This is a genomic window from Cryobacterium sp. TMT2-42-4, from assembly GCF_004402645.1.
In the GTDB taxonomy this organism is placed as follows: domain Bacteria; phylum Actinomycetota; class Actinomycetes; order Actinomycetales; family Microbacteriaceae; genus Cryobacterium; species Cryobacterium sandaracinum.
On record NZ_SOFT01000011.1, the window covers coordinates 314,840 to 337,190 of the forward strand.

A 22,351-nucleotide genomic window follows, 5' to 3' on the forward strand; every position below is an offset into this window, starting at 1 on the left:
CAACCGGCCCAGGTAGACCCTCACCCGCCGCTGCACTCCTCCCCCCTTCCCGATGCGGATCAAGCCGCAGCGAACCTCGGTGCGACGACCGCGTCCCGATGACGCGCTCCCGAGGTCTCCCTCCCGCGTGCCCTCCGCGGCGAGACCCCTGCACGCGTCGCGGCGCACCTTATGGAGGCCGGCGCACGGTAGAGAGCCGGTTGCCTGGTGGGGTGTCCTTCGGGTCGTTTTGTGGGGTGTGTCGTTTCTTGGGCGTGGTTCGGTGGTCTGGGAAAACGGTTCATGGCCCAGAAGGGCCGCGTCGGACTCACGAGGCGCCCCACGGGCGACGCTCACCACTCGGTGCGTGCACGCTCCTGCTCGACGACCTCTTCCCGGTCGACCAGGCGGCGCAGTCCGGCGAGCGGCTGCGCCATACGGTGATTGCCTCGGATGCGTGGCTCCACCCGGTCGAGGAAGGCCCAGTACCCGGCGGTGAACGGGCATGCGTCCTCGCCCAACCGTTTCTTCGGGTTGAACGTGCACGCGCCGCAGAAGTCGCTCATCTTCGAGATGTAGGCGCCCCCGGAGGCGTACGGCTTCGTGGCGACGATCCCGCCGTCGGCGTGCTGGGACATCCCGACCACATTGGCGGGCATCACCCACGGGGCGCCGTCGACGAAGGCGTTCGTGAACCATTCGGTGAGCTCGGCCGGTTGGTAACCGCGCTGCAGCGCCCAGTTGCCGAGCACCATCAGCCGCTGAATGTGGTGCGCATAGCCCGTGCGGCGCACTTCGTCGAGCACGTGGCTGAGGCACTTCGCCCGCACGGAACTGCCGTCGAGCTCGAGGAACTCCCGCGGCAGGGCCACCTGCGCCTCGAGGTGGTTGCTGCGCCGCACGTAGTCCTCACCCAGGTGCCAGTACAGGTGCCAGACCCAGTCCCGCCAGCCCATGATTTGGCGCACCACGGCCTCCACGCTCTGCAGCGGGGCTCCCCCGGCCTCGTACGCGGCGACGACGGCGTCGATCACCTCCCGCGGATGTAGCAGCCCCAAATTAAGGGGAACGCTCAGCCTGGCATGGGCCATCGTCTCGTCCCCGAGCAGCGAGGCATCCTCGAAGGGGCCGAAGTCGCTCAAACGCGTCTCGACGAAATCGGCGAGCGCCATGAGTGCTTCCGCCCGGGTGGCGGCGAACCGGCGGGGTCCGTCCTCGCCGATCAGCCGAATGCGCCCCTCGGCCTGCCACCGGTCGAGGTCGGCGCGCACCTGCTCGTCGATGTCGTCCTCCACCGGATGGAAGGGGTCCGGCAGCCCCAGGCCCACCGCTCCCTTCGGCGGCGGCTGACGGTTGTCGTGGTCGAAGTTGAACCGGCCGCCCTCGGGATCGGGCCCGCGCATGAGCAGCCCGGTTTCCGTGCGGGCATGGCGATAGAACTGGTCCATGATCAGCCGGGATGGCGGTCTCCCCGCGACCCAGACGGCGAAGTCGGCCTCACTGGTCACGAAGCCGCGGCTGGGCAGCACCCGCGCGCCGAGCTCGTGAACCAACGCGCGGGAACCCCACGAGGTGGGGTTGACCACCTCGAGGTCACGGCCGGCCAGCACATCCCGGTAGTGCTCGGCGCGCAGGTACTCGACTCGATCACCGAGCTCCCTGGCCCGGTGCCTGAGGGCGGTGAGAATGAGGTGCGCTTTGGCTCGGTGGTAGGGGCGCCGACCGAGAACGCCGACCGACTCCACCATCAGGATCGGTCCGCCGTCATCGAAATGGGGGCCGAGCTGGTCGGCGAAGAGAAAGCGAGGCACTGCCATGGCTTCGAGTCTAGATGCCGTGCCGCACGCGAGGTTCGAGGCCGATGCTCAGCCGCGACGGGTTAGCCTCGGTCCATGGGCAGGTTCGTGGACAGTTGGCGGTCGCACCTTCTGGTGACCTTTTCGGGGAACGGGTCAGGTCGCCCGCAGTGGGTCGAAAAAATCGAAGAGGGCGACGATATCGGCTTCTTCGGTCCGGGCTCCGCCTCCTGGGCCGTGCACGGTGGGATGGCAACGATGGTCGCCGGCATCCGTGCCCTGCTGATGCAGACCCTTCATCCCGGCGCGATGGCCGGCGTACACGATTGGTCGCGCTATCGGGAAGACCCGCTCGGGCGGCTCTCCGGCACCATTCAGTGGCTCGTCACCGTGACCTTCGCCGACACGACCCTGGCCGAGCACGAGTCGTCCCGCGTGGGGCGCTTCCACGACCGGGTCACCGGCACCTACCGCGACGCCCAGGGCATCGAGCGCCCCTATGCCGCCGGGGACCCCGAACTGCTCGCCTGGGTGCACATCGTTTTCACCGACGCCTTCCTGGCCTCGCACACGATCTGGGGTGACCCCATCCCTGGCGGGGCCGACGGCTACGTGCGCGAATGGGCCAAGGCCGGAGAACTCGTCGGCGTGCACAATCCGCCGCGCTCCGCGTCCGAACTGCAGGCACAGCTGGATGCGTTCAAGGATGCCGGCATCCTCAAGAGCGACGAGCGCGTGGCCGAGGCTGTGCGCTTCATTCGCAATCCCCCGCTCCGGCCCGCCATGATGCCCTTCTACCGGGTCATGTTCGCCGGCGCCGTCGCCTCGATCCCCCGCGAATACCGCGAGCTGCTCGGCCTGCGGCGCTCCCTGCTCCCGGCGGTCTGGGGCACCGGCGCCGTTCTCCGCCTGGTGCGCCTGCTGCTCGGCCGGTCGTCGACCTCAGAGGATGCCGCCCGGGCCCGTATCGCGCGTCTCTCCGCCGAGAACCCCGCCTAAACTGATCGGATGCCTCCGCGCCCAGACCGCTCGCGCACGGGCGCGACTCGCTCTCGCCGCTTCCCCTTCCGACTGCTGGTGATCGGGCTGGCTGCCCTCGTTCTGACCTCACTGGGAATCTTCGCAGCCGTCAACCCCGACCTTTCGGAGACCGACGGGGACGTGCAGGTGACCCGCCCCGAAGGTCGCCCCCTGCGCGTGCTGTTCGTGGGCGATTCGATCAGCTACGGCCTCAACGCGCAACTGCAGGACCTGGGCTTCCGTCCACTGATGGTCGATGCGCTCGCAGAGGACGGCCCGGTTCAGGAATTCCACAAGAATCGGGCCGGTGCCACCACCCGCACGGTATCCAGGCTGGTCGATGTGCCGGAGAACCTCGACCTGGCCGTGGTCGAACTGGGCACCAACGACGTGCTCGACCAGACCGCGCCCGACAAGTTCGCGCTCAGCTATCGGGCACTCCTGAACCGCGTGCACACCGAGTCTCCGGGCGTCCCCCTCGTCTGCGTTGGCACCTGGGGAACCGCGGATGAGACCGACGCGTACAACGACATCATCGACCACGAGTGCGCCCGAGAAGGCGGCGCCTTCGTCAGTCTCTACGACCTCTATCCGATCGAGGCCAATCGCGGCCCCGCCGGACGGGATGTCTTCGGCGGCACGAGCGATCGTTTCCACCCCAACGACGCAGGCTACCGAGCGATTGCCGAGCACCTTCTAGGCCGCATCAGCATACGCTGAACTGCGTCGCATATCGCGGGGCGAAAGTACACCCCCTTGATGATTTCCTCTCCGTGAGGAAACCTCCAAGCATGAGACAAAACGACTGGGTACTCACCGTCCACTGCCGGGAGTGCGGGATCGGCGGCACAGCCCAAGTCGGAACCGACCGGCGCATCGTCTGGCCGGTGATCGTGCACGAGGGCGACTGCGAACTCGCCGATGACAAGGACCTCGTGGAGTCCCGCTCCGGGCATCCCGCGCATGGAGTCCGCCAGTCGGCTTACGCGCGCTGACGGGCTCACCCCCGGCAGGATTATCGCCAGAGAAAGCACGAGCACGTCCGGGCGAACGATCGACTGCCCGGCCATCTGCAGTGCTGCAGAGGGTGAAGCCGCGCCGACGGCGCCCGCCGGTCGTTACCGCTCCGAGGCGAAGAACGCGCCGATCGCAGCGCTCAGGGCCACCGGGTCGCTCACGTGGCACAATTCGCGGGCGGAATGCATCGAGAGCAGCGGGATGCCCACGTCGACCGTGCGGATGCCGAGCCGCGTGGCGGTCAGCGGGCCGATGGTGGAGCCGCACGGCACCGTGTTGTTCGACACGAATTCCTGGTATTCCACGCCGGCCTGCGCGCAGATTCGGGCCCAAAGGGCCGCACCCGCCGCATCTGTCGCGTAGCGCTGCGTGGCGTTGATTTTCAGCAGCGGGCCGCCCCCGGCGACGACCATGTTCGCCGGGTCGTGCTTCTCCGGGTAGTTCGGGTGCACCGAGTGACCCGCGTCGGCCGACACGCACCACGAGCCGGCGTAGGCGCGCAGGCGATCACTGACGGATGCCCCGAGTCCTGCCCCGATCCGGGTCAGAATGTCGTCCAGCAGCGGCCCGCTCGCACCCGTTCGGGTCTCGGAACCGAGTTCCTCGTGATCGAAGGCCGCGAGCACCAGGATCTGACCGGCCGGTGCCGGGGCTCCGATCAGGGCGACCAGGCCGGCGTGCACCGAGGAGAGGTTGTCCATGCGCCCCGCGGCGAAGAGCTCGCAGCCGAGGCCGAACCGGGCCGGATGGGCCGTGTCGGCCGTGAGGATGTCGTAGCCGGCGACCTCCTCTCCCGCCAGCCCGGCCAGGCCCGCCAGGTGCCCGACCAGGTCGGCCTGACTCGTTTCCCCCACCCCGAACACCGGGGTCAGGTGCCGCTGACGGTCGAGAGTGAGGCCGGTGTTGGCGTCCCGGTCCAGGTGGATGGCCAGCTGCGGGATGCGGCAGAACGGGCCCGTGCGCACGAGGTGCTCGGTGCCGTCGATGGTGGTGAGCCGGCCGGCGAGTTCGAGTTCGCGGTCGAGCCAGGAGTTGAGCAGAGGACCGCCGTAAACCTCGACCCCGGCCTGCAGCCAGCCGTGGGCGCCGATGGTCGGCTTCGGCTTCAGCTTGAAACCGGGCGAGTCGGTGTGCGCCCCCAGAATGCGAAACGGTGTCGTCGGGCCGGCCCCGTCCGGCTGCACCCAGGCGACGACCGCGCCGTCGCGCACGAGGTAGCGCCGTCCGGGCGCACCGGACCACTCCTCGGTTTCGCTCACCCGGTCGAAGCCGGCGGTGTCCAGGCGGCGGGCAACCTCCGCGGCAGCGTGGTACGACGACGGGGAGGCGGTGATGAACTCGGCGAAATCGTCGATGTAGTCCGGTGTGGATGTCATGGGTCATATCCAACCACCCTGCGTACTATGTCCACATTCAGGGCCGAGCAGTCACGGCCCGGCATTCACGGCCCAGAGGAGCGCCCATGAACCAGCCGAGCCAGCCGAGCCAGCCGCCGCACCCGGCCCGCGCCGCCTTCGACGCCGTGATCTTTGACCTCGACGGCGTGGTCACCGACACGGCCGCCGTGCACGCCCGGGCGTGGAAGGCCCTGTTCGACGAGGCACTGCCGGGGCTGACGAAGTCGCCGGTGCCTTCGTTCGAAATCGAGAGCGACTACCGGCGGTACGTCGACGGGCGGGCGCGGGAGGACGGCATCCGTGCGTTCCTGGCCTCGCGCGGGATCGAACCGGCGCATGGCCGGGCGACCATCGACGCTCTCGCCGGCCGCAAGCAGGAGCTGTTCACCCGCGAGCTCGCCGCCGGCGGGGTGCAGGCGTTCCCCGGCACGCTGGCGCTGTTGCGCCGGTTGAAAGAGCAGGGGCTGCCGGTAGCCCTCGTGACAGCGAGCCGCAACAGCGCCGCCGTGCTGACCGCGGCGCGCCTCACGGGCCTATTCGACGTCACGGTCGACGGCACCGACGCCGTGCGGATGCGCCTGGCCGGCAAACCCGACCCGGCCCTGTTCCTCGAGGCGGCCCGGCGACTGCACGTGACGCCGGACCGCACAGTGGTCGTCGAAGACTCCGAGGCCGGGGTGCAGGCCGCGGCGCGCGGCGGATTCGCCCTGGTCATCGGCATGGAGCGTACGGGCGACAACCGGCTGCGCTCGGCCGGCGCCGATCTGGTGCTCACCGACCTCGCCGACCTGGACCTGGCCGGCCTGGACCCCGCTCTGACCGGGAAAAACCGCGGCTGGGCCGGAGGCGAGACCGGCAGCGACCCGTGGTTGCTGCGCTACATCGGCTATGACCCCGCAACCGAGGGGCTGCGGGAGGCGCTCTGCACACTCGGAAACGGCTACTGGGGCACTCGCGGCGCGGCGGCCGAGTCCACCGACGACGGCGTGCACTACCCCGGAACCTACCTCGCCGGCGTCTACAACCGGGTGCAGACGACCCTCGGCGAGCGCACCGTCGAAGACGAGCACCTGGTCAACGCCCCCAACTGGCTGCCGCTGGGATTCAGGGTGGCCGACGGGGACTGGTTCGACGTCGGCCACACCGAGCTGGTCACCTATCTGCAGGAGCTGGACCTGCGGCGCGGCGTGCTGACCCGGGTCATCCGTTTGCGCGACGAAGCGGGGCGCACCACCCGGGTGACCTCCCGGCGGTTCGTGTCCCAGGCCGCCCCGCATGTGGCCGTGCTCGACACCACGTTCGAGGCGGAGGACTGGACCGGCCCGGTGACCGTGCGCTCGGCCCTCGAGGGCCGGGTCTTCAACCGCAATGTTGCCGCCGACCGGCTTCTCACCAACGCTCACCTGATTTCCCACACCGGCACGCAAATCGACGCCGAGACCGTGCTGCTCGAGATGGAGACCACGCAGTCCGGCATCCACATCGCCCTGGCGGCCCGCACCCGGGTGCAGAGGGACGAGCAGCCGGTCGAGTCCCCGCGGCACCTGCTCACCGACGACGCCGGCTGGGTGGCGCACGAATTCACCCTGGATCTGGAGCCGGGGCATCCGGTCAGGGTGGAGAAGACGGTCGTCGTCAGCACCTCCCGCGACCGGGCCATCGCCTCGCCGGCGCGGGCGGTTGCCCTCTGGATGCGGCGCCTGCCGCACCCGGCGGACCTGTTGGAGGCGCACGAACGGGCCTGGCAGGTGCTCTGGGACGAGTTCGCGGTGGACATGCGCGCGAGCGATCACCAGTCGCTCGCACTCAACCTGAACACCTTCCACGTGCTGCAGACGGTGGCGGCCGTCGACGCCGACCTCGACGCGAGCATGCCGGCCCGAGGGCTGCACGGCGAGGGGTACCGCGGGCACGTCTTCTGGGACGAGCTGTTCGTCTACCCGATTCTCACCCTGCGCCGCCCCGACCTGAGCCGCGCCCTGCTCGGCTACCGGTACCGGCGCCTGGGCGAGGCCCGCGCGGCCGCACGGGGCATCGGCCGCGAGGGCGCGATGTTCCCCTGGCAGAGCGGCATCGACGGGCGTGAGGAGACCCCGACGAACCTCTTCAACCCGCTGAACCAGCAGTGGATGCCCGACAATTCGCAAAACCAGCGGCATGTGGGCCTCGCCGTGGCCTACAGCGTCTGGGAGTATTACCAGTCCACCGGCAACACCGAATTCCTGATTCAGCAGGGTGCCGAGATGCTGCTCGAAGTGGCTCGTTTCTTCGCCAGCCTGGCCCGCTACGACGAGGTGGACGACCGCTACGACATTGACGGGGTGATGGGGCCGGACGAGTTCCACGACGGGTACCCCGGGGCGTCGGGCCACGGCCTCCGCAACAACGCGTACACGAACGTGATGACCGCGTGGGTGCTGCGCCGCGCGGTCGACACCGTGGCTCTGTTGCAGAACCGGTACTGCCGGCCCCTCTGGAACCGGCTGCGACTGCGGCCGGACGAGGTCGACCAGTGGGTCCGGATCAGCCTGCGGCTGCGGGTGCCGTTCCACGCCGACGGCGTGATCAGCCAGTTCGAGGGCTACGAGGGCCTGCCCGAGTTCGACTGGGACGCCTACCGGGCCCGGTATCCCTCGATCGCCCGCCTCGACCTGATCCTCAACGCCGAGGGCGACAGCACGAACAACTACCGGCTCTCCAAGCAGGCCGATGTGCTCATGCTGCTCTACCTGCTCTCCGCCGAGGAGCTGCGCGAACTGCTCGAGACCATGGGCTACGAACTGCCGCCGGAGGCGATTGTGCGAACGGTCGAGTTCTACTCGGCACGCTCCACGCACGGCTCCACGCTCAGCAACGTGGTGCACTCCTGGCTGGACGCCCGGCGCGACCGGGAACGGTCGTGGGACTACCTGACCCGGGCCCTCGACAGCGACCTTGGCGACATCCTCGGCGGCTCCACCCACGAGGGCATCCACCTCGGCGCGATGGCCGGATCGGTCGACATGGTCGTGCGCTGCTACACCGGGCTGGAGATCCGGGAGAACATGCTCTGGCTGCATCCCGTACTGCCGAAGGAGCTCGCGGAGGTCACCTTCGCCATCAACTACCGGGAACAGCCGATCCGGCTGAAACTGACGCCCGGCAACGTGCGCCTACAGCTGCAGGCAGGCGGCGCCGCTCCGATCCGGGTGCGGGTCGAGGGCCGGGAGGCCGTGCTTGCGCCCGGCGAGACCCGCGATTTCCCGCTCGGTTAGCGTCGGTCGTCCCGGACTCCTGAAACCACTATCCCTGTGGGCCAACGCCGCTCGGGGCAGCCTCGGGGTTGGCGAAGGCGGCCAGCAATTGCCCAATGCGGTGACCACGATCCAGAGGGTGGCGAAGCGGCATCCCCGTGTTAAGGCGATAGATGTTGCGCCGTCCCTCCCGTTCGCGCTCGAGATAACCGGCGTCTTCGAGTTCGGTGACGATGCGTTGAGCCGCCCGCTCCGTGATGCCCACCTGGGCCGCGACGTCGCGCAATCGCACATTCGGGTTCTCCACCACGCACAACAGCACGTGCGCGTGATTGGTTAATAACGTTCGCTGCGCCATTCTCCTATTCTCACCCAACTGACCATTGTTTCCTCACACGTGAATCCCGACACTCAACACGTGCTATGTTTTTCGTGTTTTATGAATCGTGAGAAAAGGAGCATTTTTGAACGAGAATGTTACGGTGGCAATGGTCCTGGCGGGACCGTGGGTTGCCGTGCTCGCCTCAGCGATCGCCGGGCGTCTCGGCCGGAGCGGTGAACTGGTTGCTCGCATCGCCGCAGCGGTCGTCAGTCTGGGGTTCGTCTTTACGGCAGCCGTCGCCGTTGCCGTGTCGACCCTGTGGACGGGTTCCATCCAGGTGGGCTTCGGGGAGACAAGCCTGCAACTCGATACCCTGGCACTGATCATGTCGATGCTTGTTCTGGGGCTGTCCTCCCTCATTCAGGGGTTCGCCGTGCGCTACCTGCGCGGGGATCCTCGTCAAATCTGGTTCGTGGTGACCGCGAACCTGCTCACGGGGTTCACCGTGCTGATGGTGTGTGCAGGGTCCGTGGCCCTGTTCGCGTGCGCCTGGGTCGGCGCCGGCGCCGCACTTGTGTTGCTTCTGGCCACCTACTGGCCGCTGGCACAGGCGCGGGAGGGTGTGTGGCGCACCGTGGTTCGCTTTGGTGCCGCCGACACCGCGTTCCTCCTCGCGGTGGCAGTGCTGCTCGTTGGTGCCGGCGGGGACCTGTCCTTCGATCAGCTCGGTGCCGGTGCGTCCGGCCTGAGCGCGCCGGCCCAGCTCACCCTCGCGGTGCTGTTGGTCCTCGCCGCCCTGGCCCGATCCAGCCAGATCCCATTCCAGGGCTGGTTGCCGTTCACTCTCGGCGCCCCGACACCGGTCTCTGCTCTGTTGCATGCCGGGGTGGTCAACGCGGGCGCCATCCTGCTTCTGCGGTTCGCGCCGGCGATCGCCCCTCACCGGTCCGTGATGATCGTCGTCTGCGTGGTGGGCGCGGCCACCCTGGTGTTCGCGTCGGCGGTGCGCCTGGCACGCCCGGACGTGAAGGGCCGACTGGTATTCTCCACGATGGCGCAGATGGGGTTCATGATCATGGCCTGCGGGTTGGGCCTGTTCGCGGCTGCGATCTTCCACCTGGTTGCCCACTCCCTGTACAAATCGACACTCTTCCTCGGCGCGGGAACCGGAGTGCGTCAGCATGCCACCGACCGCGACCTTCCTACCCGCACAGCCCCGTCGCGCCTGGTGGCGGGCCTCGCGGTGGCCATCTCCGTGACCGTAACGGTTGCCGTACTCGTGGCAGCCAAACTGGTGCTCTCCCCCGCCGTGTCGCCCTCCAGCATCGGCCTGTTGGCGTTCGTCGCCCTGACCGCCGGCGTCACCCTGGCCGTGGCACTGGCAACCCACTTCTCGATCCGCACGACGGTGGTCGGCACCACGGTGACGGCGGCCGTCGGAATCGGCTACGTAGCCTTCCTGCACCTGTTCACGGGAGCACTGGAACCCGGGGTGCCGGTCCAGGGGGCCCCTGGCTGGCTGCTCGTTCTGCCCGCGGTCGGCCTGATCGCCGTCGAGCTGCTGGCTCGAAGCAGCACCGGTGCGGTCTGGCTGCGCGATCGTGTCTACACGTCCGCACTTGCCGCATCCCTGCCCCGTAACCCCATCAGAACTGGAGCACCCCTGTGAGTCTGATCCTACGCGCGCAGGTCGCTGCCGCCGCCCACGACATCGTTCCGGCCTGGCCGTTGGACTCCTTCATCGCCGTGAACCCGCTGGCCGGCCGCGAATCTTACCCATTCGAGACCGAAACAACCGCGGAAGCGGCAACCACCCGCCCCGGGAGCGCCTACCTGGCTGACTATCAGCGCGGTCGAATCACCCGTGATGACATCGACGCAGCACTCCTCGAACGCATCCCCCAGCTGGCCGACCGACGCTTGCGGATCGGCACCGCAGCCGTGTCCGCGGTCCGGGTTGCCGAACTCGATATGCGCCTGGTCGCAGCCGCACCTGCCCCCGAACCGGTTGCGGTGGCGGAGCTGACGTGGCTCGATGAATACCTGGCCGTCTGGGTTGCCGGCTATCTGTGCCCGGACCCGGCGTGGCCCATGCCACACCATGCCGACGGGTTCTACCGGGCCTGGCGAACCCTGGCCTGCCTCGATCCGTCCCTCCCCCGCACGGTTCGGCGCACCCTCACCACACTTTCGCCCGAACCGGACGCGGCGCTGGCGCACGCCCTGCAATGCCTCGGCATCGCGGCGGCCGACGTCCCACGTGCCCTTCGGACCGCACTCGGGCACCTGCCCGGGTGGGTCGGGCACATCAAATGGCGGGCCGAGAAGGTCGGCGACATCGACCTGACCTCGTACCTGGCCGTCCGATTCACGGTCCAGGTTGCGCTCGGAATTACCCCAGCGGCCGACCAGACAACACAGACGGCACAGCCCGACCACACCACGCTGACCTCGGCACCGTTCTGGTTGCGGGCCGAACGGGTTGCGCAGGCGCTCACCGCCGCACGGCCGAGCCGCGAGGACGTCGCCGCGGTCGCTCGGGTCCTGTCCACGCATCCGATAACCGACCAGCGGTACACCTGGCAGAAAGCCTACGAACTGAACTACCGCACCGCCCTGATCGGGGCACTCCGCTCCACCGTCGAGACCCGGGACGGCCGCAACGTGCAGTTGGTGATGTGCATCGACCCCCGGTCCGAGGGGTTGCGCCGCCACCTCGAAGAAAGCTCCTCAGTCGAGACGTTCGGTTTCGCTGGCTTCTTCGGCGTCCCCATCCGGTTCGCCCGCTACCAGGCGCGCGGAGCAATCGACTCGCTCCCGGCACTGCTGAGCGCGCGCCACCACATCACCGAGATCCCCGTCGACCACGAACAAGCACACAGAGTCGTTGCCGCTGGAAAATTCCGAGACGCCCTGCGGCATGCCGTGCATACGGCGGACTCGACAGCGGCGACACCGTTCGCGTTCGCGGAGACGGCGGGATGGTTCTACGGCGGCATCAGCATCCTGCGCACCCTCACCCCGCGCATCCACGCACGGATCGTGCGCGCCCTCTCCCTCTCGTCCCGGGACCTGCGCAGTGACGTGACGATCGCGGACGCGTTCACCCTGGACGAACGTGCCACGTTGGCCGAAACGGCCTTGCGGATGATGGGCCTGGCCCAGTTCGCCCCGCTGGTCGTTTTGGCAGGTCACGGCTCCGAATCGGAGAACAACCTCTACCAGTCCGCACTGGACTGCGGCGCGTGCGGCGGAAATCCGGGGCACGCCAACGCCCGCGCCGCCGCCGCCATCTTCAACGACCCCGAGGTGCGACTGCTGCTCGCCGACCGCGGGCTGCCGATTCCCTTCGACACGTTCTTCGTGGCCGCCGAACACAACACCGTCAGCGACATGGTCACCGTGCTCGACCGCCACCTGATCCCCGACAGCCACACGAGTTCGGCAGACCGCTTCGAGCAGCTTCAGCGCACCGCGGCGGACAAATTGGTGACCGAACGCGCCCGGCAACTACCGGGAGCATCCCCCCGGCATTCCCCCGCACGACTGCGCGGACGTGCCCACGACTGGGCTGAGGTGTATCCAGAGCTCGGGTTGGCGGGAAACGCCACCATGATCATCGGACCCCGCGACATGACCAGGAACGTTGATTTGGGCCGGCGGGTGTTCCTGCACTCCTACCGCACCGAACTGGATCCCACCGGGGCCGCCCTGGAGACGATCATGACCGCCCCCCTCGTCGTGGCGCAGTGGATCAACCACCAGTACTACTTCACAGCCCTGAACCCCGACACTCTCGGCGCCGGAACGAAAACCATCCACAACGCCATCGGCACACTCGGCGTGATCTCGGGCCACAGCGGCGACCTTCGCCGCGGCCTGCCGTGGCAATCCGTGGGTCTGGGCACGGAGCTGTTCCATGAGCCGATGCGCCTCACTGTCGTTGTCGAAGCACCGCTGGCCCGCATCGGAGAGATCATCTCGCGCAACCAAGTCCTGCGAGATCTTTTCGACAATGACTGGATCACCCTCACCGCACGAGATCACCCCACTGCCCTCTGGCACCGCTATACCGCCTACGGCTTCACAGCGACCGCAACCGCTACTCCCGCCGCCACTGCCACCCCGATGGAAGGACCACACCCATGAACAATCTCACCAAGATGACCCGACTGGAGATCGTCGTGCCTGCCCGCGACGCCCCCGCCATCCGCGAGCTGGTTTCCTCCGCCGGCGCCACCGGGTACACCTCCGTCTCCGGTGTCTCCGGCATCGGACACCACGGACAACACTCTGGATCCCTGCTCTTCAACGAGTACGACACCCTCACCATGCTCATCACCGTGTTGCCCCCCGACAAGGCCGACGAACTCATCAACGCCGTGCGCGAGCTGCTTAACACCTCCAGCGGCGTCATGTTCGTCGCCGAGACCTACGTCTCAAGGCCCGACTACTTTCAATGACTTCCTCCCACTCCTACTATGCTGGGCGCCTGATCACCTTCGCCACCATGCACGGCAAGGAGCACCTCGCTCAACAGGCATTCCACGACATTCTCGGCGCGACAGTCAGCGCTTCGGGGGGCCTGAACACTGACCAGTTCGGGACCTTCGCCGGCGATATCCCACGCACCCTCAGCCCCCGCTCGGCAGCCCGCGCCAAAGCGCGGCTGGGTATGCAAATCGCCGGCACCACTCTTGGACTTGCCTCCGAAGGCAGCTTCAGCTCCGGATTCGGTCCTCTCGTTGAAAACATGGAGATTCTCCTGTTCATCGACAAAACCCTGGGGTTGGAACTCGTCGAGGGCGCCGTGAATATCTCCGCGCTGCCCGGAGGCAGACGCGTCGACAACGCCGACAGCGCTCTAGCGTTCGCGTCAGCCGCGGGATTCCCCGAACAGGGAGTGATCGTGCAGAGCACAAACGATAATCACCTGACTGTCTACAAGAACTTCACGCAACTCAGCGACCTCGAGGAAACCGTCGACATGCTTCTGACGGACCAGTCCTCCGTCACGATTCTGCCGGACTACCGAGCGCACAAATCGCCAGCGCGGGCAGAGACCATTCGCAGGCTGAGTTATCAGATGGCTCGTCGCCTCGCTACACCCTGCTCCCTGTGTCAAGCACCTGGGTTCGGTCAGGTAGACATCGAACGCGGCGTTCCCTGTTCCGACTGTAGATCAGCGACCGCATTGATCGCCGCGGACCTCCACGGCTGCGGACGCTGTACCCACAGGACCCGGATACCGCGTGGCCAGGCCACCGCCGACCCGCAATGGTGCGACTATTGCAACCCGTAGTGAAGTCAGGCGTTATTCGTGCTCCCCGTCGGCCTCATGCATGGTGGTCCGCGGCGCGCCTCAGACCTCGGACTGCAGGGCCGCCCGGGCGAACGCGGCACCACCGGGCGTGACGATCCAGCGCGTGTAACTGCTCGTGCCGGCATCGAACACACCGAGTCGGCGCAGCAAGCGCCACTTCGGCAGCACCAGGTTGAACGCCGCGTCACTGGAGAGCGGGGCACCGTCGGCCCGCACCCAACCGATGGTCTCCAAACTGAGGGCCAGCAGCTGTTTGAACAGTTCGGCCTCGTCAAAACCCCGCCGCGCGATGAGTAGGAGCAGCAGCCTGGTGGCGTCGGACTCGGCCGGGTCGCGGCTTTGGTGCGCGGTTCTGGCCAGATGCCACCACAGATCGCGCGGCGCCTCGACGAGCGCCCGGCCGCGACTGGTCTGCAGCAGCATCCCCTTGCTCACTCGGAGCAGGCCCATGCTGCGCAGGTGTGCGCGCAACTCCAGCAGAGGCAGGAAGTGGCTCTCCCGGCTCGCCGTGACGGGCCAGCCCCAGTCGAGCTGGGTCGAGGCTTCCACGACCACCGCGGGCGGGAGGTAGCCGGCCTGGGTCAGACGGATGCCGTGCTCACCGACACGGCGCAGCATCCACTGCACGGGTGCCACCATGCGCTCCATCGCCCGTACCGGCAGCAGAATGGAATCGGTCACCCGTGCCTCCGCGAGCACCAGGCGGAACCCGGCGACGGAGTCGGGGTGCATGCGTGTTTCGAGTTCCTGGACGACCTTCACTGTGCGAGCATAGCGAGGAGTGGCCGCGGAGCCTGATGCGACCGATCGTGTCGGGTATCCGCTCTGCCGTAGCCTTGGATCATGGCCAGAGACATTGCAACCACCACCACAGTCGACCTCGCCGCGATGCTCGCTTTCGTGCGCCCGAGGCACCGGATGCTGCTGGCCACCACCCGCACCGACGGCCGCCCGCAGATCTCGCCCGTGACCGGCGGGGTCGACCCCTCCGGCCGAATCGTGATCTCCTCCTATCCCGCCCGGGCGAAAACCCGCAACGCGGAGCGAAACGTGCTTGCCTCCGTACTGGTGCTCTCGGACGACTGGGACGGAGGCTGGATCCAGGTCGACGGCGACGCCGAGGTGCTGCACATGCCCGAGGCCGGCGACGGGCTGGTCGAGTACTTCCGCTGCATCTCCGGCGAGCACTCCGACTGGGCCGAGTACCGGGCGGCGATGGCGCTTCAGGACAAGTCCCTGATCCGCATCACCCCCAGCCGGTGGAGCCCGATCGGCACGGGCGGCTTCCCGGCCGACGTCGCCGCCCGGCTCGACGCACTGTAGCCGCGCTCGCAGGATCGGCGTCGTGGCGCCCGGCGCACTGTCACCAGCATCTGCGAAGCTGGACGGATGACCGACACCCGCGCCGCCGCTCTCGAGATTCTGCGCAACCTGGTCGGCCGTGACGACGCCGACTTCCACGAGGGACAGTTCGAGGCGATCGAGACCCTCGTCGACCAGCGCCGACGGGCCCTGGTCGTACAGCGCACCGGGTGGGGCAAATCGGCCGTCTACTTCGTCGCCACGCTGCTGCTGCGCCGCCAGGGAGCCGGCCCCACCATCCTGGTGTCGCCGCTGCTCGCCCTGATGCGCGACCAGGTGGCCGCGGCAGCCCGGGCCGGGGTGCGCGCCGTATCGATCAACTCCTCCAACCCGCACGAGTGGGCAGAGGTGCAGCAGCAGCTGATCGACGACGAGGTCGATGTGCTGCTGGTGTCGCCGGAGCGGCTCAACAACCCGAAGTTCCGCGACGAGCAGCTCCCCGCGCTCCTCGCCCGGGTGGGCCTGCTCGTCGTCGACGAGGCCCACTGCATCTCCGACTGGGGCCACGATTTCCGGCCCGACTATCGGCGCCTGCGCGACCTGATCGCCCAGATGCCCGCCGGGGTGCCGGTGCTGGCGACCACGGCCACGGCGAACAGCCGCGTGGTGACGGATGTCGCGGCACAGCTGGTTTCGACCGGCCCGACCACCGTGGCAGGCGCTGAGGTGGTCACCATCCGCGGCCCGCTCGCCCGGGCATCCCTGCGCCTCGGCGTACTGCGCCTGCCCGACTCGCGCACCCGGCTGGCCTGGCTGCTCAGCCACATCGACGAGTTGCCCGGTAGCGGCATCATCTACACCCTCACCGTCTCGGCGGCGGAAGACACCGCACGTCTGCTGCGGGAGGCCGGGCACCCGGTGCGTGCCTACACCGGGCAGACCGACACCGCGGAACGGGAGGAGTCCGAGGGCATGCTCAAGCGCAACACGGTCAAGGCCCTCGTCGCCACCAGCGCCCTGGGCATGGGGTTCGACAAGCCCGACCTCGGCTTCGTGTTGCACCTGGGTGCCCCGTCCTCCCCCGTGGCCTACTACCAGCAGGTCGGCCGCGCCGGCCGCGCCACCGAGAACGCCGACGTGCTGCTGCTGCCCGGAGTCGAGGACGAAGACATCTGGCAGTACTTCGCCACCTCCTCGATGCCCAGCCAGCACAAGGCGGAAGCCGTGATCGGGGCGCTCACGGAGCATGGATTGGCCCCGCTGTCCACACCGGCGCTCGAGGCCCGTGTCGACCTCAAGCGCAGCCCGCTCGAGCTGCTGCTGAAAGTGCTCGACGTCGACGGCGCCGTGCGCCGCGTCACCGGCGGCTGGGTGTCCACCGGCCGTCCCTGGTTCTACGACCGGGAACGCTACGAACGCATCGCCGCCGCCCGGGTGAGCGAGCAGCAGGCGATGCTGGACTATGAGCGCACCACCGGCTGCCGGATGGAATTCCTGCAGCGCGCGCTCGACGACGACACCGCGGTGGCCTGCGGCCGCTGCGACAACTGCACCACGGCCTGGTTCCCCGGCGACGTGCAGCCCGAGATGGCCTCGGCCGCCGCCCGATCCCTCGACCGGGTCGGCGTGGCTCTCGAGCCGCGCGCGCAGTGGCCCACCGGGGTGGCGAGCCTGGGCGTGAACGTGCGCGGCAACATCCCGACCGGCGAACGGATGCTGCCCGGCCGCGCCCTCGCCCGCCTCACCGATCTGGGCTGGGGCGGCCCGCTACGCGACCTGTTCGCCAACCAGTCCTCCGACGCGCCGTCCACGGATGCCCCGGCGAGCCCGGCCCTGATCCAGGCCTGCATCCGCGTGCTGGCGGAGTGGGGCTGGGACGAACGGCCGGCTGCGGTGGTGAGCGTGCCCTCGCGGCGGCATCCCTTGCTGGTCGGATCGGTGGCTCAGGCGTTCGCCGAGGCCGGCCGCCTGCCCTGGCTCGGCTCGCTCGACCTCGTGAACGGCGGCCCCACCGGCACGGCGGGCGGCAACAGCGCCTACCGGCTCTCCAACGTCTGGGACCGTTTCGCGGTGGGACCGAAGCTGGCCGCGGCCCTCGACACGGTGCAGGGCCGACCGATCCTGCTCGTCGACGACCTCGCCGACAGCCGCTGGACGCTCACGGTCGCGGGCCGCCTACTGCGTCGCCAGGGGGTGGCGGCCGTGCTGCCGTTCGCGTTGGCGTTGAAGTCCTGAGCTGCCGGAGAACTGAAGCTTTCGCCCTGACGTCAACGCAGCGCGCGCAGCTTGACCGTGCGCTGCAAGTCGACCTCGTCGGCCTGGACTCCCCCGACCGCTCCGCAGTGGGCTGACTGCATGGACAGGCGCACCAGGTCAACGCCGCGCAACCCGGGCCAACCCTGCACCAGGTGGCGCCAGGTTGTTGGCACAGCTCCCAGCCCCCAGCGGGCGGCGGTCAGCGCGCCAGCGAGACCTGCTACGGCGTCGGTGTCGCCGCCGCCGCGCGCAGCGACTTCGATGGCGCGACGCACCTGGCCGGCATCCGTTCCCCGGGCGTACGTGATCGCCGACCAGGCGGCCTGCAGGGTCTGCACGACCCAGCCGTTACCCGGAAAATCCGCGGACCGTTCACGCTCGGCATCGTCAAACCGGGCCGACCAGTCCGCGCGGCGCTCGCTCGGCAGGGCGGACAGGCCCACCCGAATGTCGAGTTCGCCCTCGAGCACGGCGTGCCGCAAAGCGAGCCCGAACAGCACGCAGGCATCGCCTGCCTCGGTTTCACGGTGCGTCAGCTCGCTGACCAGGCGCGCGGCCTCGGCCAGGGCGACCGGATCGCCGAGGAACGCCAGCGCCACCGGCGCGGTTCTCAGGAGCGATCCGTTGCCGGCGCTGCGCCCGCTGCGGTCATGCTGCTCCCTCGCCCCGCGACGAACGGACTCGGCGTTCGGCTCGCTGCCCGAGAGCACCGCCCCCAGCTGCACACCCGCGTACGGTGCCGATTTCGCCCAGGCCGCCCAATGGGCCACGACGATGTCGAGGACCGAGTCGTCTCTGAGATCCCCGCCCTCCGCCGCGGCCATCGCGAGCGGCACCGCCATGGCCGTGTAGTCGGTCCACTCGCCGGGTGCCCAGTGGAAGCCGCCGCCGCCGCGCATGCTGACCGGGGTGGTTTTCGGTAGCGGCCCGGCGAACTCGTAGCCGGCCCCGAGCGCGTCCCCGCAGGCCATGCCCAGCAGCACCGCTGCTGATCGGTCGTGTTGGTCGGCAGTCAGCTTCATTGCAGGCTCCTTCGGGTCGGGCCGATTCGGGTCGGGTAAGGACCGGAGTACCTGCACATCCGAGAATGAACGCCGGATGTGCGGGGCGAACGTAGCCTATTCCGGCCGAAAATCCCCGGCAAGGCCATTGACCGGGGCCTAACCGGTGTGTGACGCGGCGCGTCACGGGAATACTTACCGGGGCGCACTCCTTGTTAGTCTTCGGACGTCGCTTTTCGGCGATGAATGCGCACCTGCAACCTCGGTTAGGTCAGAAAAAATGAAGCTCAAGATCCTGTCGGCGGTATTACTCACAGCGCTCACCGTGTCGCTGGCCGGCTGCTCCGCGAGCACCGACACCGACGATTCAGCCACCACCGGCGCCGACACCTCGCTGTCCTCCGTCACAGACGCGGGCGTGCTCACCATCGGCACCGAGGGCACGTACCGCCCGTTCACCTTCCACGAGGGTGGCTCCGGCGCACTGACCGGTTACGACGTCGAGATCATCGAGGCCGTCGCAGCCGAGCTCGGAGTCAAGGCCAAGTTCGAGGAAACCCAGTGGGACGGCATCTTCGCCGGCCTCGAGGCCGGCCGCTTCGACGTCATCGCCAACCAGGTCACGGCCACCCCGGAACGCGTTGCCAAGTACAACTTTTCGACCCCCTACACGTTCTCGACCGGCGTGATCGTGGTCAAGAGCGACAACACCTCGATCACCTCCTTCGAGACCCTGGCCGGCAAGACCACGGCCCAGTCGCTCACCAGCAACTGGAACACCCTCGCCACCGAGAGCGGCGCACGTGTGCAGGCCGTCGAGGGCTGGGCTCAGTCGGTCGCCCTGGTCGAACAGGGCCGCGTCGACGCGACCGTGAACGACAATCTCACCTTCCTCGACTACCAGAAGCAGACCGGCGCCACCGGGCTCAAGGTCGCCGCGAACACCGACGAGGAGTCCGCGACCTCGTTCGCCTTCGTCAAGGGCAGCACGGAGCTGACGGATGCCGTCGACGCGGCCCTCGAAAAGCTCGCGGCCGCCGGCACCCTGACGTCGATCTCGGAGAAGTACTTCGGGTCCGACGTTTCCCAGTAACCCCGTCCAGCCATGAACCAATCCGCCTGGGACCTGTTCTGGACCTCGCTCGGTCCCATCGTGCAGGGGGCGATCCTCGGCACCATTCCGCTGGCGCTCGCCTCGTTCACGATCGGTCTGGCGCTCGCGCTCGGGCTGGCGTTGATGCGCCTCTCCCGGCGCCGGTGGGTGTCCGGCTTCGCCCGGGTCTACATCTCGATCGTGCGCGGTACCCCACTGTTGGTCCAGTTGTTCGTGATCTTCTACGGCCTGCCGTCGCTGGGCATCCTGATCGATCCGTGGCCGAGCGCCGTGGTGGCGTTCTCACTCAACGTCGGCGGCTACGCCGCCGAAGTGATTCGGGCGGCCATCCTCTCGGTGCCCAAGGGGCAATGGGAGGCGGCCTACATGATCGGCATGTCGCACCGTCGCGCGCTGACCCGGATCATCCTGCCGCAGGCCGCCCGTGTCTCGGTCCCGCCCCTGTCGAACACTTTCATCAGCCTGGTCAAGGACACCTCCCTTGCCTCGCTGATCCTGGTCACGGAGCTGTTCCGCGAAGCACAGCAGGTGGCCGCCTTCAGCCAGGAATTCATGCTGCTCTACCTCGAGGCCGCCCTGGTCTACTGGGTGATCTGCCTGGGCCTGTCCTCGGTGCAGAGCGTTCTCGAGAAGCGATTGGACCGCTATGTCCCCCACTGATCCGATTGATCCGACCGAACCGACGGCCCCGAATGCCGCGGCGACCTCCGACGCCCTGCTCCGCGTGCGCGGGCTCCAGAAGAGTTTCGGCGCCAACCAGGTGTTGCAATCCATCGACCTGACGGTGAATCGCGGCCACGTGCTCGCCCTGATCGGACCCTCCGGTTCCGGCAAGACCACCATCCTGCGCTGCCTGAACGGCCTGGAACTGGCCGACGGCGGAACGATCGACGTGAACGACGAACTGTCGGTCGACTTCGCAGCCATACCGGGGAAGAATCAGCGTGCGGCTCTGCGCGACCGGTCGGCCATGGTCTTCCAGCACTACAACCTGTTCCCGCACAAGACCGTACTGGAGAACGTGCTGGAGGGGCCCGTGGTGGTGCAGCGCCGCCCGAAGGCGGAGGTCGAAGCGGAGGCGCTCGCGTTGCTCGACCGCGTGGGCCTCAGCGCCAAGAAGGACAGCTACCCGTTCGAGCTCTCCGGCGGCCAGCAGCAGCGTGTGGGCATCGTGCGCGCGCTTGCCCTGCGCCCGCAGCTGCTGCTCTTCGACGAGCCCACGTCGTCCCTCGACCCGGAACTCGTGGGCGATGTTCTGCGCCTGATCAAGGAACTGGCGGTGGAGGGCTGGAGCATGGTGATCGTGACCCACGAACTCGAATTCGCGCGCGAGGTAGCCACCGAGGTGGCCTTCGTCGACGGTGGCCGGATCGTCGAGCACGGCGACCCGAATCAAATGCTGCGCCACCCAAAGGAGGAACGCACCCGGCAGTTCCTGCACCGGCTGCTGTTCCCCTTCTAGGTGCACCTCCAGGCGTGGGGCCGACCTCGCCGGGCAGCGGCTCAGCCCCTCACCCGCCCGTCAACTCTTGCGCCCGGAGTCGGGCTGATCCGCTGGTTCAGTCTCGGAATGATCCGCTGCCCGGAGTGAGCCGGCATGAGCTCGCACCGTGGGATCCTGGCGTGTCTTGATCAGGCTGGCAACCGTGGTCACGGTCAAGACCACACCGATGACGATCAGGCTGAGATTCGTGCTGATCTCCGGCACTCGGCCATCAAGGCCGTGCGCCCAATGCAGAACGAGTTTCACACCGATGAAGGCCAGGATGAGGGACAGGCCGGTCGACAGGTAGACCAGCCGGTCGAGGAGCCCCTTGACGAGGAAGAAGAGCGCCCGGAGCCCGAGCAGTGCGAAGGCGTTGGCGGTGAAGACGATGTACGCCTCATCGGTGATTCCGAAGATCGCCGGGATCGAATCGAGTGCGAACAGAAGATCGGTGCTGCCGATCGCAATCAGAACGATAAACAGCGGTGTCACCGCGCGGCGGCCGGCGCTCCGCGTGAACATTCGACCGTCGACATAGTCGTCGGTAACGGTCAGGCCCCGACGGGCCACCCGAACCAGTACGTTGTCTTGCACGTCAGGGTCGACGTTACGGTGCCGGAAGAGCTGTACGGCTGTGAAGATCAGCACCAGACCGAAGATCAGGAACATGAAGGAGAACAGCGAAAGCAGGGCGGAACCCAGTGCAATGAAGATCGCCCGCAGAATGAGTGCCAGCAGGATCCCGAAGATGAGAACTTTCTGCTGGTATTTCTCCGGGACCGCGAAGGTCGACATGATGATCACGAAAACGAAGAGGTTGTCGATGGACAGGCTCTTCTCAACGATGTACCCGGCGAAGTATTCCGCGCCGAACCCCCAGCCCACCTGCGCCGCGAAAACGAGGCCGAACAGGATCGCGACCGCGATGTACAGCACCGACGAGAGTGCGGCCTCCCGAAACTTAACGACGTGCGGCCGAGCGATGGCCAACCCCAGGTCCAACGCGAGCAGACCCAGAATGACGGCGATGGTGAGCGTCCAGCGGAGCGCAGTTACTTCCAGCAACTGTGACCTTCCTGTCGTGTCCTCAGCGAGAATTTCAGCG

General features: G+C 67.9%; 19 protein-coding genes. 13 read left to right on the forward strand and 6 right to left on the reverse strand.

All coding sequences use genetic code 11. The features are described from left to right. Positions 1–332: 332 nt before the first annotated feature. Positions 333–1,796, reverse strand: a complete 1,464-nt coding sequence (locus tag E3O18_RS03740) for a cryptochrome/photolyase family protein (protein WP_134396438.1) — start codon at positions 1,794–1,796, stop codon at positions 333–335. A 75-nt stretch (positions 1,797–1,871) separates the two neighbouring features. On the opposite strand from E3O18_RS03740, the gene E3O18_RS03745 reads away from it, so the two are divergent. The 3 genes from E3O18_RS03745 (at position 1,872) to E3O18_RS03755 (ending at position 3,790) form a co-directional block, all read left to right on the forward strand. Then, a complete protein-coding gene (locus E3O18_RS03745) occupies positions 1,872–2,774 on the forward strand; it encodes an oxygenase MpaB family protein (protein ID WP_134396440.1) in 903 nt (300 codons plus the stop codon). Positions 2,775–2,783: 9 nt separating this feature from the next. Then, positions 2,784–3,515 (forward strand): SGNH/GDSL hydrolase family protein, encoded by a 732-nt coding sequence (locus E3O18_RS03750; RefSeq protein ID WP_134396442.1) that lies wholly within the window; start codon positions 2,784–2,786, stop codon positions 3,513–3,515. Positions 3,516–3,586: 71 nt separating this feature from the next. After that, positions 3,587–3,790 (forward strand): hypothetical protein, encoded by a 204-nt coding sequence (locus tag E3O18_RS03755; RefSeq protein ID WP_134396444.1) that lies wholly within the window; start codon positions 3,587–3,589, stop codon positions 3,788–3,790. A 123-nt stretch (positions 3,791–3,913) separates the two neighbouring features. Here E3O18_RS03755 and E3O18_RS03760 read toward each other — a convergent pair whose 3' ends face one another. Continuing rightward, positions 3,914–5,188: a M18 family aminopeptidase gene (locus E3O18_RS03760; protein WP_134396446.1), complete on the reverse strand. Its 1,275-nt coding sequence runs from the start codon at positions 5,186–5,188 to the stop codon at positions 3,914–3,916. An 86-nt stretch (positions 5,189–5,274) separates the two neighbouring features. Here E3O18_RS03760 and E3O18_RS03765 point away from each other — a divergent pair, with 86 nt between their 5' ends. After that, a complete protein-coding gene (locus tag E3O18_RS03765) occupies positions 5,275–8,463 on the forward strand; it encodes a beta-phosphoglucomutase family hydrolase (RefSeq protein WP_134417486.1) in 3,189 nt (1,062 codons plus the stop codon). 28 nt (positions 8,464–8,491) lie between these two features. On the opposite strand, the gene E3O18_RS03770 is transcribed toward E3O18_RS03765, so the two are convergent. Beyond that, a complete protein-coding gene (locus E3O18_RS03770; RefSeq protein WP_134417488.1) occupies positions 8,492–8,800 on the reverse strand; it encodes a winged helix-turn-helix domain-containing protein in 309 nt (102 codons plus the stop codon). 106 nt (positions 8,801–8,906) lie between these two features. Between E3O18_RS03770 and E3O18_RS03775 the strand changes: the two genes are divergently transcribed. Genes E3O18_RS03775 through E3O18_RS03790 form a run of 4 tightly spaced genes read left to right on the forward strand, consistent with a single transcriptional unit; the run spans position 8,907 to position 14,066 of the window. Beyond that, positions 8,907–10,433 carry a proton-conducting transporter membrane subunit gene (locus E3O18_RS03775; RefSeq protein WP_134417490.1) on the forward strand — a complete coding sequence of 509 codons (1,527 nt, stop codon included), beginning with the start codon at positions 8,907–8,909 and terminating at the stop codon, positions 10,431–10,433. Beyond that, the gene (locus E3O18_RS03780; protein ID WP_134417492.1) at positions 10,430–12,913 is read left to right on the forward strand and encodes a DUF2309 domain-containing protein; all 2,484 of its coding nucleotides are present in this window, start codon (positions 10,430–10,432) and stop codon (positions 12,911–12,913) included. The genes E3O18_RS03775 and E3O18_RS03780 overlap by 4 nt, the downstream gene beginning before the upstream one ends. Beyond that, complete coding sequence (locus tag E3O18_RS03785; protein WP_104099654.1) at positions 12,910–13,227, forward strand: DUF190 domain-containing protein; 318 nt, start codon at positions 12,910–12,912, stop codon at positions 13,225–13,227. The genes E3O18_RS03780 and E3O18_RS03785 overlap by 4 nt, the downstream gene beginning before the upstream one ends. Before the next feature lie 47 nt (positions 13,228–13,274). Then, complete coding sequence (locus tag E3O18_RS03790) at positions 13,275–14,066, forward strand: DUF6671 family protein (protein ID WP_134396454.1); 792 nt, start codon at positions 13,275–13,277, stop codon at positions 14,064–14,066. A gap of 60 nt (positions 14,067–14,126) precedes the next feature. Here E3O18_RS03790 and E3O18_RS03795 read toward each other — a convergent pair whose 3' ends face one another. Next, positions 14,127–14,849, reverse strand: a complete 723-nt coding sequence (locus E3O18_RS03795; RefSeq protein WP_134417494.1) for a hypothetical protein — start codon at positions 14,847–14,849, stop codon at positions 14,127–14,129. A gap of 81 nt (positions 14,850–14,930) precedes the next feature. Here E3O18_RS03795 and E3O18_RS03800 point away from each other — a divergent pair, with 81 nt between their 5' ends. Together E3O18_RS03800 and E3O18_RS03805 are read left to right on the forward strand one after the other, a co-directional pair. Continuing rightward, entirely contained in the window at positions 14,931–15,410 is a 480-nt protein-coding gene (locus tag E3O18_RS03800) for a PPOX class F420-dependent oxidoreductase (protein ID WP_134396456.1), read from the forward strand. Between the two features lie 66 nt (positions 15,411–15,476). Continuing rightward, positions 15,477–17,624, forward strand: coding sequence for a RecQ family ATP-dependent DNA helicase (locus E3O18_RS03805; RefSeq protein WP_134396458.1), 2,148 nt, complete (start codon positions 15,477–15,479; stop codon positions 17,622–17,624). A 32-nt stretch (positions 17,625–17,656) separates the two neighbouring features. On the opposite strand, the gene E3O18_RS03810 is transcribed toward E3O18_RS03805, so the two are convergent. After that, positions 17,657–18,667, reverse strand: a complete 1,011-nt coding sequence (locus E3O18_RS03810; RefSeq protein WP_134417496.1) for an ADP-ribosylglycohydrolase family protein — start codon at positions 18,665–18,667, stop codon at positions 17,657–17,659. 259 nt (positions 18,668–18,926) lie between these two features. Here E3O18_RS03810 and E3O18_RS03815 point away from each other — a divergent pair, with 259 nt between their 5' ends. Genes E3O18_RS03815 through E3O18_RS03825 form a run of 3 tightly spaced genes read left to right on the forward strand, consistent with a single transcriptional unit; the run spans position 18,927 to position 21,222 of the window. Continuing rightward, positions 18,927–19,739: an amino acid ABC transporter substrate-binding protein gene (locus E3O18_RS03815; protein ID WP_134396462.1), complete on the forward strand. Its 813-nt coding sequence runs from the start codon at positions 18,927–18,929 to the stop codon at positions 19,737–19,739. A 12-nt stretch (positions 19,740–19,751) separates the two neighbouring features. Continuing rightward, a complete protein-coding gene (locus E3O18_RS03820; RefSeq protein WP_134396464.1) occupies positions 19,752–20,420 on the forward strand; it encodes an amino acid ABC transporter permease in 669 nt (222 codons plus the stop codon). Further along, positions 20,407–21,222 carry an amino acid ABC transporter ATP-binding protein gene (locus E3O18_RS03825; protein WP_134396466.1) on the forward strand — a complete coding sequence of 272 codons (816 nt, stop codon included), beginning with the start codon at positions 20,407–20,409 and terminating at the stop codon, positions 21,220–21,222. Before E3O18_RS03820 ends, E3O18_RS03825 begins: the two co-directional genes overlap by 14 nt. 60 nt (positions 21,223–21,282) lie before the next feature. Here the strand turns inward: E3O18_RS03825 and E3O18_RS03830 are convergent, their stop codons facing one another. Beyond that, positions 21,283–22,311, reverse strand: coding sequence for a TerC/Alx family metal homeostasis membrane protein (locus E3O18_RS03830; protein ID WP_134396468.1), 1,029 nt, complete (start codon positions 22,309–22,311; stop codon positions 21,283–21,285). Positions 22,312–22,351: the final 40 nt, after the last annotated feature.

Bases quoted from the DNA above. Each gene is read 5' to 3' on its own strand.
- E3O18_RS03740 (WP_134396438.1), bottom strand. From the start codon at position 1,796: ATGGCAGTGCCTCGCTTTCTCTTCGCCGACCAGCTCGGCCCCCATTTC.
- E3O18_RS03745 (WP_134396440.1), top strand. From the start codon at position 1,872: ATGGGCAGGTTCGTGGACAGTTGGCGGTCGCACCTTCTGGTGACCTTT.
- E3O18_RS03750 (WP_134396442.1), top strand. From the start codon at position 2,784: ATGCCTCCGCGCCCAGACCGCTCGCGCACGGGCGCGACTCGCTCTCGC.
- E3O18_RS03755 (WP_134396444.1), top strand. From the start codon at position 3,587: ATGAGACAAAACGACTGGGTACTCACCGTCCACTGCCGGGAGTGCGGG.
- E3O18_RS03760 (WP_134396446.1), bottom strand. From the start codon at position 5,188: ATGACATCCACACCGGACTACATCGACGATTTCGCCGAGTTCATCACC.
- E3O18_RS03765 (WP_134417486.1), top strand. From the start codon at position 5,275: ATGAACCAGCCGAGCCAGCCGAGCCAGCCGCCGCACCCGGCCCGCGCC.
- E3O18_RS03770 (WP_134417488.1), bottom strand. From the start codon at position 8,800: ATGGCGCAGCGAACGTTATTAACCAATCACGCGCACGTGCTGTTGTGC.
- E3O18_RS03785 (WP_104099654.1), top strand. From the start codon at position 12,910: ATGAACAATCTCACCAAGATGACCCGACTGGAGATCGTCGTGCCTGCC.
- E3O18_RS03790 (WP_134396454.1), top strand. From the start codon at position 13,275: ATGCACGGCAAGGAGCACCTCGCTCAACAGGCATTCCACGACATTCTC.
- E3O18_RS03800 (WP_134396456.1), top strand. From the start codon at position 14,931: ATGGCCAGAGACATTGCAACCACCACCACAGTCGACCTCGCCGCGATG.
- E3O18_RS03805 (WP_134396458.1), top strand. From the start codon at position 15,477: ATGACCGACACCCGCGCCGCCGCTCTCGAGATTCTGCGCAACCTGGTC.
- E3O18_RS03810 (WP_134417496.1), bottom strand. From the start codon at position 18,667: ATGAAGCTGACTGCCGACCAACACGACCGATCAGCAGCGGTGCTGCTG.
- E3O18_RS03815 (WP_134396462.1), top strand. From the start codon at position 18,927: ATGAAGCTCAAGATCCTGTCGGCGGTATTACTCACAGCGCTCACCGTG.
- E3O18_RS03820 (WP_134396464.1), top strand. From the start codon at position 19,752: ATGAACCAATCCGCCTGGGACCTGTTCTGGACCTCGCTCGGTCCCATC.
- E3O18_RS03825 (WP_134396466.1), top strand. From the start codon at position 20,407: ATGTCCCCCACTGATCCGATTGATCCGACCGAACCGACGGCCCCGAAT.